Origin of the sequence: Shouchella patagoniensis, from assembly GCF_002019705.1 — a bacterium.
Lineage (GTDB): Bacteria > Bacillota > Bacilli > Bacillales > Bacillaceae_D > Shouchella > Shouchella patagoniensis.
In genome coordinates, this window is sequence record NZ_KV917377.1 from 1,721,216 (window position 1) to 1,736,215 (window position 15,000).

Annotated in this window: 20 protein-coding genes; 10 read left to right on the forward strand and 10 right to left on the reverse strand. The window is 37.3% G+C overall.

The window, feature by feature from the left end:
* Positions 1 to 69 precede the first annotated feature (69 nt).
* Positions 70 to 879, forward strand: a complete 810-nt coding sequence (locus BK584_RS09220) for a formate/nitrite transporter family protein (protein WP_078392344.1) — start codon at positions 70 to 72, stop codon at positions 877 to 879.
* A gap of 217 nt (positions 880 to 1,096) precedes the next feature.
* Here BK584_RS09220 and moaD read toward each other — a convergent pair whose 3' ends face one another.
* The 5 genes from moaD to moaA all read right to left on the reverse strand — a co-directional run bounded on the left by moaD (position 1,097) and on the right by moaA (position 4,668).
* Positions 1,097 to 1,336, reverse strand: a complete 240-nt coding sequence (gene moaD, locus BK584_RS09225) for a molybdopterin converting factor subunit 1 (protein ID WP_078392345.1) — start codon at positions 1,334 to 1,336, stop codon at positions 1,097 to 1,099.
* On the reverse strand, positions 1,333 to 1,776 hold the full coding sequence (locus BK584_RS09230; protein ID WP_078392346.1) for a molybdenum cofactor biosynthesis protein MoaE: 444 nt from the start codon (positions 1,774 to 1,776) through the stop codon (positions 1,333 to 1,335). Before BK584_RS09230 ends, moaD begins: the two co-directional genes overlap by 4 nt.
* Entirely contained in the window at positions 1,748 to 2,287 is a 540-nt protein-coding gene (gene mobB / locus BK584_RS09235) for a molybdopterin-guanine dinucleotide biosynthesis protein B (protein WP_078392347.1), read from the reverse strand. Before mobB ends, BK584_RS09230 begins: the two co-directional genes overlap by 29 nt.
* On the reverse strand, positions 2,266 to 3,537 hold the full coding sequence (locus BK584_RS09240; protein ID WP_139365639.1) for a molybdopterin molybdotransferase MoeA: 1,272 nt from the start codon (positions 3,535 to 3,537) through the stop codon (positions 2,266 to 2,268). The genes mobB and BK584_RS09240 overlap by 22 nt, the downstream gene beginning before the upstream one ends.
* A gap of 114 nt (positions 3,538 to 3,651) precedes the next feature.
* Positions 3,652 to 4,668: a GTP 3',8-cyclase MoaA gene (gene moaA, locus BK584_RS09245; protein ID WP_078392348.1), complete on the reverse strand. Its 1,017-nt coding sequence runs from the start codon at positions 4,666 to 4,668 to the stop codon at positions 3,652 to 3,654.
* 91 nt (positions 4,669 to 4,759) lie between these two features.
* Here moaA and BK584_RS09250 point away from each other — a divergent pair, with 91 nt between their 5' ends.
* Genes BK584_RS09250 through moaC form a run of 3 tightly spaced genes read left to right on the forward strand, consistent with a single transcriptional unit; the run spans position 4,760 to position 6,301 of the window.
* Positions 4,760 to 5,248, forward strand: a complete 489-nt coding sequence (locus BK584_RS09250; protein WP_078392349.1) for a MogA/MoaB family molybdenum cofactor biosynthesis protein — start codon at positions 4,760 to 4,762, stop codon at positions 5,246 to 5,248.
* A complete protein-coding gene (gene mobA, locus BK584_RS09255; RefSeq protein ID WP_078392350.1) occupies positions 5,245 to 5,811 on the forward strand; it encodes a molybdenum cofactor guanylyltransferase in 567 nt (188 codons plus the stop codon). The genes BK584_RS09250 and mobA overlap by 4 nt, the downstream gene beginning before the upstream one ends.
* A 1-nt stretch (position 5,812) precedes the next feature.
* Complete coding sequence (gene moaC, locus BK584_RS09260) at positions 5,813 to 6,301, forward strand: cyclic pyranopterin monophosphate synthase MoaC (RefSeq protein WP_078392351.1); 489 nt, start codon at positions 5,813 to 5,815, stop codon at positions 6,299 to 6,301.
* Between the two features lie 36 nt (positions 6,302 to 6,337).
* Here the strand turns inward: moaC and BK584_RS09265 are convergent, their stop codons facing one another.
* The gene (locus tag BK584_RS09265; protein WP_078392352.1) at positions 6,338 to 7,789 is read right to left on the reverse strand and encodes a 4-hydroxyphenylacetate 3-hydroxylase family protein; all 1,452 of its coding nucleotides are present in this window, start codon (positions 7,787 to 7,789) and stop codon (positions 6,338 to 6,340) included.
* A gap of 220 nt (positions 7,790 to 8,009) precedes the next feature.
* Here BK584_RS09265 and BK584_RS09270 point away from each other — a divergent pair, with 220 nt between their 5' ends.
* Complete coding sequence (locus BK584_RS09270) at positions 8,010 to 8,825, forward strand: alpha/beta fold hydrolase (protein ID WP_078392353.1); 816 nt, start codon at positions 8,010 to 8,012, stop codon at positions 8,823 to 8,825.
* Between the two features lie 48 nt (positions 8,826 to 8,873).
* Here the strand turns inward: BK584_RS09270 and BK584_RS09275 are convergent, their stop codons facing one another.
* Positions 8,874 to 9,062, reverse strand: coding sequence for a hypothetical protein (locus BK584_RS09275; RefSeq protein ID WP_078392354.1), 189 nt, complete (start codon positions 9,060 to 9,062; stop codon positions 8,874 to 8,876).
* 89 nt (positions 9,063 to 9,151) lie between these two features.
* Here BK584_RS09275 and BK584_RS09280 point away from each other — a divergent pair, with 89 nt between their 5' ends.
* A complete protein-coding gene (locus BK584_RS09280; RefSeq protein WP_437182735.1) occupies positions 9,152 to 9,541 on the forward strand; it encodes a phosphate-starvation-inducible protein PsiE in 390 nt (129 codons plus the stop codon).
* 101 nt (positions 9,542 to 9,642) lie between these two features.
* Positions 9,643 to 10,326 carry a queuosine precursor transporter gene (locus BK584_RS09285; RefSeq protein ID WP_078392356.1) on the forward strand — a complete coding sequence of 228 codons (684 nt, stop codon included), beginning with the start codon at positions 9,643 to 9,645 and terminating at the stop codon, positions 10,324 to 10,326.
* A 36-nt stretch (positions 10,327 to 10,362) separates the two neighbouring features.
* Here the strand turns inward: BK584_RS09285 and BK584_RS09290 are convergent, their stop codons facing one another.
* Entirely contained in the window at positions 10,363 to 10,719 is a 357-nt protein-coding gene (locus BK584_RS09290; RefSeq protein ID WP_078392357.1) for a hypothetical protein, read from the reverse strand.
* A gap of 373 nt (positions 10,720 to 11,092) precedes the next feature.
* On the opposite strand from BK584_RS09290, the gene BK584_RS09295 reads away from it, so the two are divergent.
* Together BK584_RS09295 and sda are read left to right on the forward strand one after the other, a co-directional pair.
* Complete coding sequence (locus tag BK584_RS09295) at positions 11,093 to 12,040, forward strand: LCP family glycopolymer transferase (RefSeq protein ID WP_078392358.1); 948 nt, start codon at positions 11,093 to 11,095, stop codon at positions 12,038 to 12,040.
* A 320-nt stretch (positions 12,041 to 12,360) separates the two neighbouring features.
* Positions 12,361 to 12,507: a sporulation histidine kinase inhibitor Sda gene (gene sda / locus BK584_RS09300; RefSeq protein WP_078392359.1), complete on the forward strand. Its 147-nt coding sequence runs from the start codon at positions 12,361 to 12,363 to the stop codon at positions 12,505 to 12,507.
* A gap of 1,201 nt (positions 12,508 to 13,708) precedes the next feature.
* Here sda and BK584_RS09305 read toward each other — a convergent pair.
* Both BK584_RS09305 and BK584_RS09310 read right to left on the reverse strand, forming a co-directional pair.
* Positions 13,709 to 14,038, reverse strand: a complete 330-nt coding sequence (locus BK584_RS09305; protein ID WP_078392360.1) for a hypothetical protein — start codon at positions 14,036 to 14,038, stop codon at positions 13,709 to 13,711.
* A gap of 323 nt (positions 14,039 to 14,361) precedes the next feature.
* Entirely contained in the window at positions 14,362 to 14,640 is a 279-nt protein-coding gene (locus BK584_RS09310; protein ID WP_078392361.1) for a hypothetical protein, read from the reverse strand.
* Positions 14,641 to 14,855: 215 nt separating this feature from the next.
* Between BK584_RS09310 and BK584_RS25350 the strand changes: the two genes are divergently transcribed.
* The gene (locus BK584_RS25350) at positions 14,856 to 14,990 is read left to right on the forward strand and encodes a hypothetical protein (protein WP_281255745.1); all 135 of its coding nucleotides are present in this window, start codon (positions 14,856 to 14,858) and stop codon (positions 14,988 to 14,990) included.
* Positions 14,991 to 15,000 lie beyond the last annotated feature (10 nt).

Genomic DNA, 15,000 nt, shown 5'->3' on the forward strand with positions numbered 1-15,000 from the left:
TAAATGAAATCGTTTGAAGATTTCACTATTTGGGTATATTCGGTAACAGAATGAAGGAGGGATCATTCATTGTACAGAGACACTCTTCATACGCTGAATAAACAAGCAAAAGGAAAATATGGACTCCTACAGAAGTCTCCATTGCGTTATTTGCTCGCTGCCATCTTGGCAGGTGCATACGTAGGTGTTGGCTCGCTTGTCTTGTTCGCAGTAGGACAACCACTTGATGAGGCCGGATCACCGTTTTTAACGATCATGACTGGGGCAACATTTGGTATAGCACTGGCTCTTGTTCTCTGGGCAGGTTCGGAATTATTTACTGGGAACAATTTAATTTTCACTGTCAGTTCATTATCGAAAGTAACAAAGTGGAAACATACGCTACTCATTTGGGTTTGGAGCTACATTGGTAATTTAATTGGTGCCTTGTTACTTGCAGGTCTTGTTTTTATGTCTGGCATATTTGCCGGAGTGGGTTCAGATGACTATATGATGACTTTGGCTGCTGATAAAATGAACGCTCCAGCAATGGAATTGTTTTTTCGAGGTATTTTATGTAACTGGATCGTTTGTTTAGCAATTTGGACCTCTTTGAGAGCCGAAGGAGACATTGCTAAGCTTTTTTTAATCTTTGTATTGATATTCGCTTTTATTGCGTCAAGTTTTGAACATAGTGTGGCCAACATGTCCATTTTAGGAATAGCTCTTATGCACGGTGGTTCTGAAATGGTAACTATTAGCGGCTTCTTCAATAACCTAATCCCAGTTACGCTTGGAAACATTATTGGTGGGGCAATCTTTGTTGGTGGCCTATACTTTACAATCAGTTACACCAATACAGAGTATCAAGAAGAAGACTTCAATGATAAAAGTAGTTAATAAAAAAGCAGCTACAGTGATCTGCTTTTTAACTTATTGAAACGTCCATAAAAATGGACAGTCAACAACCCTTTTTACAATTACCAACTCTCCTATTTTCTCCTTCCCGGCATACACGTTGATAGATGTTGACCATCTAACCAACTTTAATTGCAAAAAGCCTCTGAGTTTTATATCAGAGGCTTTTATTTTCTCTACAATCAGTAAACAGCGACTCTTACCCTCCACTTACAGGGGGAATAAATGCTACTGTATCATTTGGATGAATTTGATCACGATCATATGCAAACTCTTCATTTACCGCGGTTAACATATGTTCCAAAGTTCCTTCCCCTAAGTTGTATGTCGATTCAGCCCAACTTTTCAGGTCTTTAATTGTCTTGCCACTGAAATCCACTTCTACCTTTGAAACTCCCGCCTTCTCTTCTAAACCTGCAAAAAACAGCACCGTAATCATGACGGTTGTCCTCCTTTGTAAGGGGTTTTCTCCAATTGGTCTCCAACCCACTCACTTCCATCTTCCCAAAACTCTTTTTTCCAAATAGGGACCATTTCCTTTATACGTTCCATCGCATAAGCGTTTCCTTCATAAGCCGCCTTTCGGTGTGGTGAACTAACCGCAATTACGATGGCAATATCACTAATCTCTAACATTCCAAGCCTATGAGTAATCGCAACTTTCGAGCCTTCCCATTTCTGCTCAACTTCATTGCCGATACGCTCAAGCATCTTTACGGCCATATCTTCATAGGCATGATACTCAAGTCGGAGAGTTTTTTTTCCCGCTGTGAGCTCTCGCACAGTCCCTATAAAAGTAGCAATGGCACCACAATTCCGATCAGTTACTTGATTAATAATTGGCTGCACATTAATCGGCTCTTTTGTTAAATGATACATGAATTTCACTCTCACTTTCTTGTATGTACTTTCGAATAAATGTTTGATACGCCTTTTTATCACTTCGATTAAAAATTGGAACACCTGTTTTATGCAGTTCCAACTTTTCTATTGATATGGCACATCGAACATTTGTCAACTGCAAAAGTGGCAAATCTGCCTCGCCTCTTAACAAGACAACTTTTCCGTAAGCTTCATTATTTTTCCAACCTTCTACTAAGATAATATCAGGTGAAGACAGAATGAATTGCTTTTGCACTAACTCATTAAGCGCCCAATTTTTCTTTTGAGCAACTAACTTAATGACCCCATCTCCTTCTACAATTGATGAAATAGCTCCAGCGCTCGAAAAGCGATCGCTATCCGTACTACCTAGAGGAATTCCCCCATGTCCATGATGCTTTAATGTAGCCACCCGAAGCCCATCTTCTATTAATAATTGAATAAGTTCTTCCACTAATGTTGTTTTACCAGAATTCTTATAGCCTATTACTTGGAAGACTTTACCCAAGGCGAGTCACTTCCTTTTTGACTTTCTAGCAACAACAAGTCCACTTCCATTCCTTGCTCGTACCCTCTCGTTCCACCAGGCAAGACAATAAAGAGATCTGCTTCAGCAAGGGAACCAACCGAGCCCGACTTATCCAGACCAGAAGGATAAACCATATGCGTTCCATCTTCTTCTTCCAATCGTCCACGTACGAGTCTGGTAAAAGGGTTTGGCTTTGGAAAATCTACACCCAAGCGGCCTTTGCTTTTTTCTAAATGTATGTTATTTGCAAAAAGTGCTTGTTTAATTAAGGGTCTTACAAATAATTCAAAGCCTACAAAGCACGCTCCGGGGTTTCCAGACAGACCAAAAAATACCTTACCTTCAATTACTGCTGCGGTTGTGACACTACCGGGTCTCATCGCTACCTTGTTAAACAATAACTCTGCTTGAAAACGCTCAATAATTCCTGGAACGAGATCATAGTCACCTACAGAAGCTCCACCAGTAGTCACTAACACATCTACTTCATTTAACATTGTAGAAATAACGTTAACACATTCGTCTAAGTCATCAGGTACTTGTCCATACATAACTGGTTCAGCACCAGCACGGATAACTTGTGCGGCAACCATATATGCATTGCTATTACGAATCTTACCGGGACTGAGGGGCTGATTTACTTCCAACAATTCACTACCTGTCGCTAAAATACCAACTCGAGGTTTTTTAGCGGTAGCGACAGATGCATAACCAAAAGTCGCCAATTGAGCCACAATTCCAGGATGAATATACGTTCCCTCACTAGTAATTAGAGTGCTCTTCTTCGTATCTTCCCCTTGAAAAGAAATGTTGTCATTTGGATTAATCTTCCGAACGAGCTCTATTTCCCCTTGCTTTGTCTCTCTAACAATTTCAAGCATAACAACTGCGTCACACCCTGCTGGTATTTTTGCACCGGTCATAATACGCACTGCTTCTCCAGGACTAACAACATGTTCATAAACCGTACCTGCGCCTATCTCTCCAACCACTACAAACTTCGCTGGGTTTTCCCGCGAAGCATCTTTTGTATCATCCGCTCGTATTGCATACCCATCATAAGGAGATCGGTCAAATGGTGGGACATCGTGATCCGCAACAATATTTTCTGCTAAAAAGCGACCACTGCTTTGTATGAGTGGAACACTTTCTTTCTGCCTTTTCAACTTGTATCCCATCACAAGGGAAACAGCTTCTCCAATTTGAATCGGTTTTCTTCGTTCTACCAATTAAATCCCTCCACCTTAAGAACAATCATGCGACTCCTACTTTTCATTAGGATTCAGAAAACCCGCCTCAAAAAACTTTGACGCGGGCAAACTTTCACCTATTATCAGCTTCATTCATCCGCCAATATAAGACATTTCTATTTTTTTTCGGTTTTTCGCTGTTTCTGCCGTTCGTAACTCCGAATAACGATCTGTACGACTCGACCATACATTCTCGATTTTCTCACGCAGTTTGTCATCACTAATACCTGAACGTAAATCCGCTTTCAAATCAGTTCCTGTTTCAGAAAATAGACAGGTGAAAATTTTGCCATCAGCTGAAAGTCTAGCTCTTGTACAGGTACCACAAAATGTTTCCGTAACGGAAGAGATAAAGCCTACTTCAACAGTAGAATCTTTATACTTATACCTAGAAGCGACTTCTCCAAAATAACTTTCTTCCAATGCTTCAAGTGGAGCTATTTCCGAAACAAGGTTATGGAGTTCTTTTTTTGAAACAACTTTTGAATAATCCCACCCGTTTGTTTGTCCAACATCCATAAATTCTATAAAACGGAGAGTAATGCCTAGTTCTTTGCAGCGGCGTGCCATAGGGATAACTTCTTGCTCATTCATTCCTCGTTTGACAACCATATTAACCTTCACACCAAGACCTGCCTTTAGTGCAGACTCAATTCCGTGAAGAACAACTTCTGCAGTCGTATTCCGACCACTCATTTCCTGAAAAACTGTCGTATCAAGCGCATCTAAGCTAACATTCACCCTTTTTAAGCCTGCTACTTTTAGTGATTCAGCAAGCTTAGGTAACATAACTCCATTTGTTGTCAATGCAACATCATCAATTCCATTTATTTGATGGAGCTGCTCGATTAGCTCACTAACATTCTTTCTCAACAACGGCTCTCCACCAGTAATACGCAATTTATTAACGCCCAACCGAGCAAATTGATCCGCTGTACGAATAATTTCCTCAAACGATAATAATTCATCTTCTTTCATGAATACATAATTCTTGCCAAATACTTCTTTTGGCATGCAGTAAGAGCAACGAAAATTGCATCGATCCATAATCGAAATGCGCAAATCTCGCAAAGGCCGCGATAGGCGATCATGAACTTCTTGGTTCGTCACTTTACGACTCCTTCCTACTCCCTTAAAATAGAGTGTGTGAGAGAGAAATTCCCCATCATTTTAGCATACTTAGAGCGGAGGACAAAACCTGATGCATCATATTAATGATCCTGACAAAGTACGCACCGCTATTCTAACCCTGTCCGATACCCGAACCAAATCGGATGATAAAAGCGGACAGCTTATAAAAACATTACTTGAAATCAATCATGAAATTACAGCCTATAAAATTATAACAGATGATGCTCAGTTATTGTCATCTGTCATACAAGAATGGGTAGAAAAATCGAGTATTGATGCCATTATATGTAACGGAGGAACTGGAATGAGCAAACGTGACATTACCTATAACACGGTTGCTAACATGCTTGAAAAAGAAATGCATGGTTTTGGAGAGCAATTTAGACAACAGAGCTTCACAGAAGTAGGAACAAGAGGATTACTTGGAAATGCGATCGCAGGCTCAATTGGTGATACAGCCATCTTTGCTTTACCAGGCTCGTCCAATGCCGTCTCTTTAGCGATGAATAAACTAATTCTACCACTTCTGCCTCATTTTATCGGAGAACTGCGCAAATGAAAACGGCTGGTCTATTACTTGCTGGTGGTCGTTCGTCACGCTATGGCAAACAGAAATTGTTTGAAACATATAAGAACGAGCCTCTGTTCATGAAAAGTGTCCGTGCTATGCGCGAAGCCGGTATTGATGATGTGTATGTTATTACAAATAAAGATTTAGCCTCTCATTTTCATGATATACCAATTATTTGCGAACAAACGCCATTTGAAGGCCCATTGTACGCACTTTATGAAGGGATGACTAGATTAAGTACAAGTGGATTCAGTCGTTTTCAAGTACTAGCAGGTGATTTACCGGAAATTAATGCTAGTATGGTAAAGTATTTAATGAACACAGCAACTGCTCATGAGAACAGTGATATTCTTTTACCTGAGCATTTAGGAAGGCTTCAACCGTTACATGCTTTGTACCACCAACGTTGCCTACCTTTAATAAAAACGTTGTTACCAACAACTCGGAAAATGAGCGTTCTTTATGAGCAAGCAGAAACACGAACTGTACCCTTTGCCGACGATTCACGTTACTTTATTAATATTAATCACCAAACAGACTGGAGAGAATGAGATGACTGGTTTTTCCCATTATAACAATCAAGGACGTGCACAGATGGTTAATGTTTCTGCAAAAGAAGAAACAGCACGTACTGCCACTGCTCAATCACGAGTTCGATTGTCAAAAACATTATATGACGCGATTCATGCGCAAGAGTTAAAAAAAGGAGACCCACTTTCTGTAGCGCAAATTGCTGGAATTATGGCTGCAAAAAAAACGGCAGAATGGATCCCAATGTGTCATCCTATTACGATTCAAGGCACCGACTTACAGTTTTCTTATGAAGAAACTGGTGACGATTATATGCTTTTAATTGAAGCAACCGTTACTGTTAAAAGCAATACCGGTGTTGAGATGGAGGCACTTACCGCTGTTTCGGCTGCCGCTTTGACTTTTTATGATATGTGCAAAGCTGTTGATAAATCAATGGTCATAGAGGAGACACTCTTAGTTGAAAAAACAGGCGGTAAAAATGGAGATTTTCGTCATCCTAGGTTATAAGTTATAAAAAGAGGCCCACTTCAACTTGGGCTTCTTTTAATCTTCTAATGCAGCAGTACTTTGCAAAAACGCTGCTACCCGCTTGGCATATTCACTCTTCTCATCATGAAATAATTGATTAAGAGAAGAAAGTACTCGAACTGGATCTCCATAAAAATATCGTTCATATAACAATTGTCTAGTACCAAATTCCGTTATCGTTAAATCGCGAGCGAGTTGAATTAATCGGAATTTCTCTTTTGCACTCGTGTATTCCCCGCGCACAAATCTTTCAAGCTGCACAGCAATAGGTGAAGCGAAGTCCTTCTCACTTGGAGCTGCTATAAAGTGACTTGCTCCAAGAAGTTGGACAATTTCTACTAAACGGGAATAGTTTGCTTGATAATATGATGCAGCTGCTTTTAATGGAGAAAGCGCTGGCACCATTATTTCATAATCATTTAATTTCGCTTGCGCTTCAGCAGAGTAGACGAACCCTCGCATCGCCTCTAATACTATAATGATTTCTGCAATTTTCCCTTGCACATGCTGGTGCTTTTCAATATCAAGTGTATTCACTAATGATTGTGCAACACCAAGAAGCCATTCTGTTTTTGAAATTTGACGATTAGTAGCTTGGAACAATAAAAAAGCTTCTACACCAGTCTTGACAAAGAGATCATTCATTTGCCATTCATTTCGATATAAGAAAACTCTCTCCCAAGGAATAAGGACATGATCAAAAACAACAATCGCATCGCCTTCCTCAAATTGAGAAGATAATGGATAATCATACCGATTCAACTGTTTATAGGATGGTCGGTTAACAAATGATAAACCTTTCGTATCTGACGGTATCGTACATCCAAATAAGTAGTCACTATCAATGAAAGCTGCAGACGGTATGACAAGCAGTTCATCAGTGACCCCACCTTGAGTTGCCAAAAGTCTTGCCCCGTCTACTATTATTCCTTGCTCGTTTTCTTCAATAATTTTAGCAGCTACTGGTTGTTCTTGCCCTTGACCATCTGGATAAAAAGGTTTTCTGCTTATCGATGGATTCACAAAAGTATGAGTGAATGTTAAATCATTTTTTATTGCATTCTTATAAATCTGCTCAATATTTTCCCCATATTCTATGCCAGCTTCTGCAAAAAAAGCCTTGGCACCTGCCAATACGGCAATCATCGTATTCACATAATCAGGAGATCTTCCAAGTACACCAAGTGTTTCACTTGCCCAAACCTGCGTTGCCTTTCTACGTTTTACTAAATCACTCATTGAACGTGGAATTTCGAACGAGAAATTTGTCTCCTTCGATTCTGATTGAAGTATAGAAGCGTACTTTTCCTCATGCACCATATCATACAAACGTGCCTTTGTTTGTAGAACTGGTTTAAAAAAAGGATGCTTCACATAAGACTCTGACACCCGTTCCCCATCCATCCAAATTTCACTTTGTAGTTTCCCTATTCGTTTTAAATAGGCAGCGCCCGTTAACATTGCCATCTCAACGCCTCCTTAGTCGCTAGTAGCCTATGCACAGCTGCCCATTTATGTGTATAGTGAGCGAGCCACAAGATCTATTAACTTCTCGATAAAACTTTCTACTAAAACATGAGTAAACGATGTCAATTGAACACATGCTTTTAATAAAAAATCTCAACGTTTACAAACAATAAATGCAGGAACTTAGATACATATACAAAACTAAAAGGAGTCTTTCACTATGGCACACTCTATAGAAGTAGAACACGGTACGAAAATTTATGTAGAAGATATTGGTAGTGGACAACCTGTCGTCTTTTTACATGGTTGGCCCGTTAACCATAAAATGTTCGAACATCAAATGAATACACTTCCTGAACTTGGGTTCCGTTTTATCGGAGTTGATTTACGTGGTTATGGTCAATCAGATAAACCAGCTCATGGCTATGACTACGATCAAATGGCAGATGACCTTCGAGTTATTTTTGATACTTTAGAATTAAAAGATGCTGTCTTATGCGGGTTTTCAATGGGAGGAGCAATCGCCATACGCTATATGGCTAAACATGGAGGAAAAGGAGTTGCTCGTTTAGCATTAATGGGAGCTGCTGGACCCGTGTTTACAGAGAGAAGCGATTTTGAGTACGGCATGCCAAAAGAAAATGTTGATGACTTAATCGACGGTGCATACGCGGATCGTGCTCAAATGCTTGAAGATTTTGGAGCCATGTTTTTTGGTAAAAAACCAAGTAATGCATTTAATGCTTGGTTCCATAGTCTTGGAATGGAGGCAGGACCACATGCGACAATCGGAAGTGCACGCACGCTACGAGACGCTGATCTACGGGAAGACTTAAAAACGATTATGGTATTAACCGTCATTATGCACGGGCGAAACGATGAAATATGCCCATATGATTTAGCAAAACAAATGGAAGCGGGCATAGAAGACGCAACCATCATTCCCTTTGAAGAGAGTGGGCACAGTCTTTTTCATGATGAACACAAAAAGTTTAATGACGTGTTAATTCAATTCATTTCCGAACCCATAAAATAAGAACATAGCACCTAAAAGCGAGTCCGCATATCTATGGGGACTCGTTTTTCACATAAAAAGAAATGCTACAGCAATAACAACTACAACAGAAATTGGAACTAAGATTGTATAAAGCAATGTTAAATTCCCCATACTTTTTTCTGAAGAATACCCTTCATCGCCTTTTGATATAAAAAAAAGTGTCGCAACAAGCCCAAGTACGCAAAGGATAAGCGCGCCAATAATTACCCATATCATCCTTTTATCCCCTCTCACTGTTAATTGGTCATAAATACCTTTTATGATTTCATAGAATGATTGTACTAGTGACTAAAGAGGCGATTCTATTGAAAGTAATTACCACTCTCATTCAATCCATCCTATCAATTGCCCTAATTGGGCTCCTAACACTATTAACCATGTTACTTGTCAAAAAAACTGTTTATTTATTTCAATTAGTTATTTTAGAAACAAACCGTTTCTCTTACTATTTGCTAGTTGATGGCATATTGATATACTTTTTATACTTTGAATTTATTGCTTTAATTGTGAAATACTTTGAGCAAAATGGTCAATTCCCACTTCGCTACTTTATTTATATTGGCATTACTGCTATTATCCGTTTCATCATTTTGAATCATGAAAATGCATTGCACACTCTACTCTACGCTGCTGCCATCTTTCTTTTAGTTAAAACTTTATTGCTTATCCAATCCGATCAGTTTAAGCAAGAATAACAGACTTCTGTACTTATAACACACTATATGATAAAGTTTCATACGGAACAATACGCAGTTCGAAACCTTCCTGCGCTACCAAAACTAAAGGGGAACTTTATATGTCGATTGAAATTTATGCATTTTTCTTTGCTATTATTAATTTTAGCTTTCTTGTGTTATTTTATAAACTATTTGGTAAAACTGGTATTATTTGTTGGATTGGTTTTGCCACTATCTTAGCAAACCTCCAAGTTGTTAAAACCATTGAGTTATTTGGCTTAATCGTCACACTTGGAAATGTGATGTATGCCACTACTTTTTTAGCCACTGATTTACTAAATGAAAAGTATGGTAAACAAACTGCACAAAAAGCAGTTTGGCTCGGATTCTCCACATTATTTCTCTCTACTATTATCATGCAGCTTGTGTTATTTTTTGAACCCCATACAGAAGATTTAGCACAAGAGCACTTAGCATTCATTTTTAATTTCGCCTTGCGTATAGCGGCAGGTAGCTTAATTGCTTTTTTAATTAGCAATCATTTAAATGTTTACATTTTTGCTTTTTTCAAGAAGCTTTTTCCAAGCCCTACAATGCTTTGGCTACGCAATATCGCGTCTAGCATTTTCGGACAAGCTTTTGATACTCTAATCTTTTGTTCGGTTGCTTTCTTAGGCGTGTATAGTCTTGATATTTGGCTCGAAATTGCGTTCACTACCTATATAATGAAGTTTATTGTTTCCCTCATAGGTATACCATTTATTTATTTAGCCCGCAGTACAAAGCCATTAAATCTCTTATAAATTTATAAGTAAAACGCCTGCACTGATGCAGGCGTTTTACATTTCTTTATGAAAGGCATTTATCATTATCTTTATATTACGGATGTCCGCTTCATGTTTTTTTTCAATTTCGTCTTTTAATTCACTGATATACTGTTTCTTCGATCGCAAATTATCTAGTAAAGTCTGATACCGCTCATAGATCTCTCCTTCTTGTTCTTCTGTTTGCTCAATATTGGCATAAACAGCTTCCATAAAACGATAGGTGGAAAGTTTCTCATTAATATTAACTTTTTCACCATCCTCTTCTTCTTTTAACAACTCTGGTGTATCAATTGTATAGATCTCTTTTAACTTATTTTGCAAGAAAGCCATATGCTCCGTACAAAACTCCCTTAATAGCACATCATCCATTTGTTTCATCTCCTTCATTCATTTCAATTATACCCGAATATAACAACAAATTAACTTGAAATCATTATTCTGAATGATTTCAAGTTAATTTGTTGGATAAGTTTAGCTAAGACCATGCTTTCGATTCCTGTTGATCGTTTAAACAAAATGGTCCTTATAAGCAACTACCTTACCGCATAACCTCCTTTAATTGCTATGTTTAATAAGTCACCATCTACTATATCTATTAACCTTAAGGAAAAATTAAGATTAAACGAAAGAATTACACAAACACTCGATAGTATTGAAGCTCAAATTGATAGTCATTATAATTGATTGATCAACTGACCATTATTTAGTGATGGAATACTTTTTCTAATGGAGGATTATACAAATGTCAAAAGGAAAAAAAGGTAGAAAGAAGCGATGGATCAAATACACAATTTCTTTCGTAATCGCACTCATTTTTATAATAGGTACCACTTCTTCCTACCTTTTATATAAATCTAGTAACTTAGCATCGGAAACTTATAGTGGTTTAAACCGTGGAGACAAATCTGATTTAAGGGAAGAACCTGTAGATGTCGGAAAAGACAATTTCTCTTTATTAATTCTGGGAGATGACGCACGACCTGGAGAAAAATTTGCTCGCACTGATGCTATGCTCTTAGCAACATTTAACAAAAAGGAAAGGTCCATCCTGTTCACAAGTATACCTAGAGATTCTTATGTAGAGATTGCAGGGAAAGGGCATATGGATAAAATCAATCATGCAAATGCGTTTGGTGGTATCGACATGGCCGTTGATACGGTTGAAAACTTCCTTGAGGTTCCAATTGATTATTATGCAATTGCCAAATTCCAAGGATTAATCGATGTTATTGATGCGCTAGGCGGGATTGAAATCGATGTTGTATATACTTTTGATTTCACTGAGGGTGGAGAAACACTTCATTTTGAAGAAGGTCCATCTCTTTTGAATGGAGAAGAAGCATTAGCATATTCTAGAGAACGAAAAAGCCCTAATAGTGGTGGTGATTTAGGACGCGGTCAGAGACAACAACAAGTTCTTGAAGGTATTTTTCATAAAGCAGCATCTTTTTCAAGCATTCAAAATTTCAATGAACTATTTAACAGCTTGGGCGAAAACCTAAGAACAGACCTTACTTTTGGTAACATGCTTTCTTTACACCAGTATGCGTCATCTATTAGTAATCTTGATAAACTCCAGCTGCAAGGAGAACCTTTCCGAGGAGAAGACGGTATTAGTTATTTACGAATCGATGAAAGTTCCTTAAATGATATTAAGCACCAACTGGCAGAACACTTAGAGATTGATTAACTATTTTTTCTTCGATTAGATATGCTTGATTTCGATTTAAAGTGGCAGACGCTTAATTAGAAAGTATAGGCGAAAACGCCTATACTTTATTTTATTCTCTTTTTTGTTATTCCAATGTTTATATTATGGGAAAACAACGACTTATTCCCTTAGGATGACACATATTATCGCTATCACACTTTACAGCATAAAAGTAAAAAGCCCGCAAAAAAAGTTTAATTACAGAGGTTAATGAATTCTGTTTGATTTTCCCAATATTTAAGTGTAAAATAGTTCCATTATGTAAAAATATTCAGATACAGAAGTGTTGGAGGTTCATTATGTCGCTAAAAGAGTTACCTGATTCCATTTTAAAAGAAGCATACGTAAAGGCTAAGAATCAAAATTTACAGGAAGATTTTGTTGCAGTATTAAAAGATGAACTAATCAACAGAAAGATTGATTTTACCGATGATCCAAACCAATAACTCCTTCTCTTTTATCGTTAATTCTCTACCAAGTTTTATTTTAAAGTCCCGGGTCAACTGTATGAGAGTCACATTTTTATCGTTCTTGTAATTCATATTTCCTCCTGATTAGATCCTTTCTTTTTATAATATTTTTTTCCCAACGTAATTACAAGACAATTTTGTAATTATAATGCAATTTTAAACAGAAAGTTTAATTTATCTTAAACGAATAATATGAGCAATTTAAAAAACCCTGTATTAAACAGGGTTTATTTTATATATACTCTTACGTTTTCCTACTTTTCGATAAAGGTTTCCATCTTGATCCTTGTAATATTTTCTACCGATCAAGGATAATGGACGCCAAGCCTTTACCCACTTCTTTTCCGTATGAGTATACCCCATATCGGCTTTTCTACCCAATTTAATAGGAGTTATTAATTAATTATTATCCTATTTTAAGGAAAAAAAGTTAATTTTTTTTGCTTATTTTTGTAAATAGGACTTACATTCATTATATATGAACTCGCCTGAATTAGCAATAATACTAACATTAGGAGGAATTTTAGGACTTTAATTTTATCAAACACTATTACAAGAAAAAATTGCTGGAGTTTTAAAAGAGAACGAAGTAAAAGATAAATGATTTAAAGTTATCTTATCAAATACATATAATCATTAACTACACGTTCATACTTTTATACAAAGGAGTGGTGATGTTTCCACCACTCCTTTTACACACTCCGCACCCCATAAGCAGTGTATTTTCGTTTTCTCCGGTGTTTTTCCATACGATCACTTCAAGCATTCGGTCGGCTTAATATTCTTCATGTTCATTCTCCTAACAGCTTGAAACTTTATATATATAAAAAGACCTGCGTGTACCACAGATCTTTAAAATACTGATGTTAAATTAATTATTGCTCCGACTAATAAGCCCGTTATACAAAACCCGAAAAACCACCTATTATCCATTTATTTTTTTGATTGTTCATAATCACATCTACTCCTATTAGAGAGAAAGTTATCACTATTATAAAGTCGACAGATATGTTTAACCATGATGAATTATTGAGAAATCTAGCGATTATCAAGCCAATTCCAACGACGGCCAACCAAGGTCATAATTTTTGCACCACATTCATGAGCTCCCCCTCACGCAAAGTTTATCATAAAAAGAGCGTATACGGCTATTAAGCCATACACGCTTCAAACTAAATTAATAATGGAGGTAGCTGTACGAGAAATTACCTTGTCTATATGAACAATGGAAATAGAAATCGATATCAGGGAAGTGGTATATAAGTTCTGTTGACTCAACTCCATTTAGATTAATATCCCGAGAAGCAACCAACTCTGCCTTGATGACCTGAAAATCATTTCCAGTACTTTTTAGCGTTGTTAATCCCGGCACCATATCATTGATTCGATCCTCGGTTGATTGATAACGTCTTCCATCAATACCATTCACATAGTGGGTCTTTTCAAACGAATCGCCATTATACTCCAATAAATATGTTACCTCTTTTTTCCACTTCAATTCTTTCATGTTTTTCATCTCCTTTATCATTTGATTCTATATATAAAGTGAACAAGAAAAGAATTAATCAAAGAAATATGAGGGTTTTTCACACCGGGTAAGCGGAGCAAGGAGGTGCTTTGTCCTCCATACGGTACATGATATAGGTATGCACTCCACTTGTAGCTTACTCAACCAGGCTTAATAGCCTGCAAATATGGAGCGCGGAATACGTAATATCGTATTGGGTACTCTCCCATACTTACATATTACTATGGTTTTAGACCTCAAAACTGCAAATACCCTTTAATTTAAACCATTGAAGTTTCAAAATGAAAGACAGTCTTCTCCCTTTATTCCAAGTGATTATTAAATCTATGTTTTTCTTTGTTATCGACATCACCAATTAGAAATAATCTCTCTAACATATATTTCAGATATAAATCATCCCAAGGGAAATGTTCTGTAATACTTATGTTAATTACACTTTCTATGCTAACACCTTTAGGAATTTTATCTTTATATTCTTCATATTTTTTTGGGTTAGCCGGGAGAATGGATCGAAACTCTGTCATATCTATAACATCTAGAACAAAATGAGTCATTATATTAGCAGGTTGTTTCTTTTTCATCCAAGAAAGAACTTAAGAGCTATCTAGTTCCTCTGTGTGAATGATAATTCTCCATGTTATAGGAGACGTCTGAATGTACGTATATCCATAGTAATGCTGTATCGCCGTTTATATTTAATGAAACTGGCTGTTTTGGATAAATCACTCACCCCTCACTCATTAAGACACACTCACAAATCCTTACTTGCGGAAGCGGGCGTTTCGTAGAGGAGATCATGGATCAGCTTGATCATAAGAACGGTTCTGTAACAAAAGACGTTTATATAAATGTTACAAAATCACGTAAAAAAGAGGCTGCTGAGAAATTCAGCAACCTCATGCAAAGCGTTAGAAATGAGACTTCAGGGTAAAAAGTATGTC

What these genes read in the sequence shown, in the direction of transcription:
- moaD (WP_078392345.1), bottom strand. Translation starts at nt 1,336, where the DNA reads ATGATTACGGTGCTGTTTTTTGCAGGTTTAGAAGAGAAGGCGGGAGTT.
- BK584_RS09230 (WP_078392346.1), bottom strand. Translation starts at nt 1,776, where the DNA reads ATGTATCATTTAACAAAAGAGCCGATTAATGTGCAGCCAATTATTAAT.
- BK584_RS09250 (WP_078392349.1), top strand. Translation starts at nt 4,760, where the DNA reads ATGCATCATATTAATGATCCTGACAAAGTACGCACCGCTATTCTAACC.
- mobA (WP_078392350.1), top strand. Translation starts at nt 5,245, where the DNA reads ATGAAAACGGCTGGTCTATTACTTGCTGGTGGTCGTTCGTCACGCTAT.
- moaC (WP_078392351.1), top strand. Translation starts at nt 5,813, where the DNA reads ATGACTGGTTTTTCCCATTATAACAATCAAGGACGTGCACAGATGGTT.
- BK584_RS09265 (WP_078392352.1), bottom strand. Translation starts at nt 7,789, where the DNA reads ATGGCAATGTTAACGGGCGCTGCCTATTTAAAACGAATAGGGAAACTA.
- BK584_RS09270 (WP_078392353.1), top strand. Translation starts at nt 8,010, where the DNA reads ATGGCACACTCTATAGAAGTAGAACACGGTACGAAAATTTATGTAGAA.
- BK584_RS09275 (WP_078392354.1), bottom strand. Translation starts at nt 9,062, where the DNA reads ATGATATGGGTAATTATTGGCGCGCTTATCCTTTGCGTACTTGGGCTT.
- BK584_RS09285 (WP_078392356.1), top strand. Translation starts at nt 9,643, where the DNA reads ATGTCGATTGAAATTTATGCATTTTTCTTTGCTATTATTAATTTTAGC.
- BK584_RS09290 (WP_078392357.1), bottom strand. Translation starts at nt 10,719, where the DNA reads ATGGATGATGTGCTATTAAGGGAGTTTTGTACGGAGCATATGGCTTTC.
- BK584_RS09295 (WP_078392358.1), top strand. Translation starts at nt 11,093, where the DNA reads ATGTCAAAAGGAAAAAAAGGTAGAAAGAAGCGATGGATCAAATACACA.
- sda (WP_078392359.1), top strand. Translation starts at nt 12,361, where the DNA reads ATGTCGCTAAAAGAGTTACCTGATTCCATTTTAAAAGAAGCATACGTA.
- BK584_RS09305 (WP_078392360.1), bottom strand. Translation starts at nt 14,038, where the DNA reads ATGAAAGAATTGAAGTGGAAAAAAGAGGTAACATATTTATTGGAGTAT.
- BK584_RS09310 (WP_078392361.1), bottom strand. Translation starts at nt 14,640, where the DNA reads ATGAAAAAGAAACAACCTGCTAATATAATGACTCATTTTGTTCTAGAT.
- BK584_RS25350 (WP_281255745.1), top strand. Translation starts at nt 14,856, where the DNA reads ATGGATCAGCTTGATCATAAGAACGGTTCTGTAACAAAAGACGTTTAT.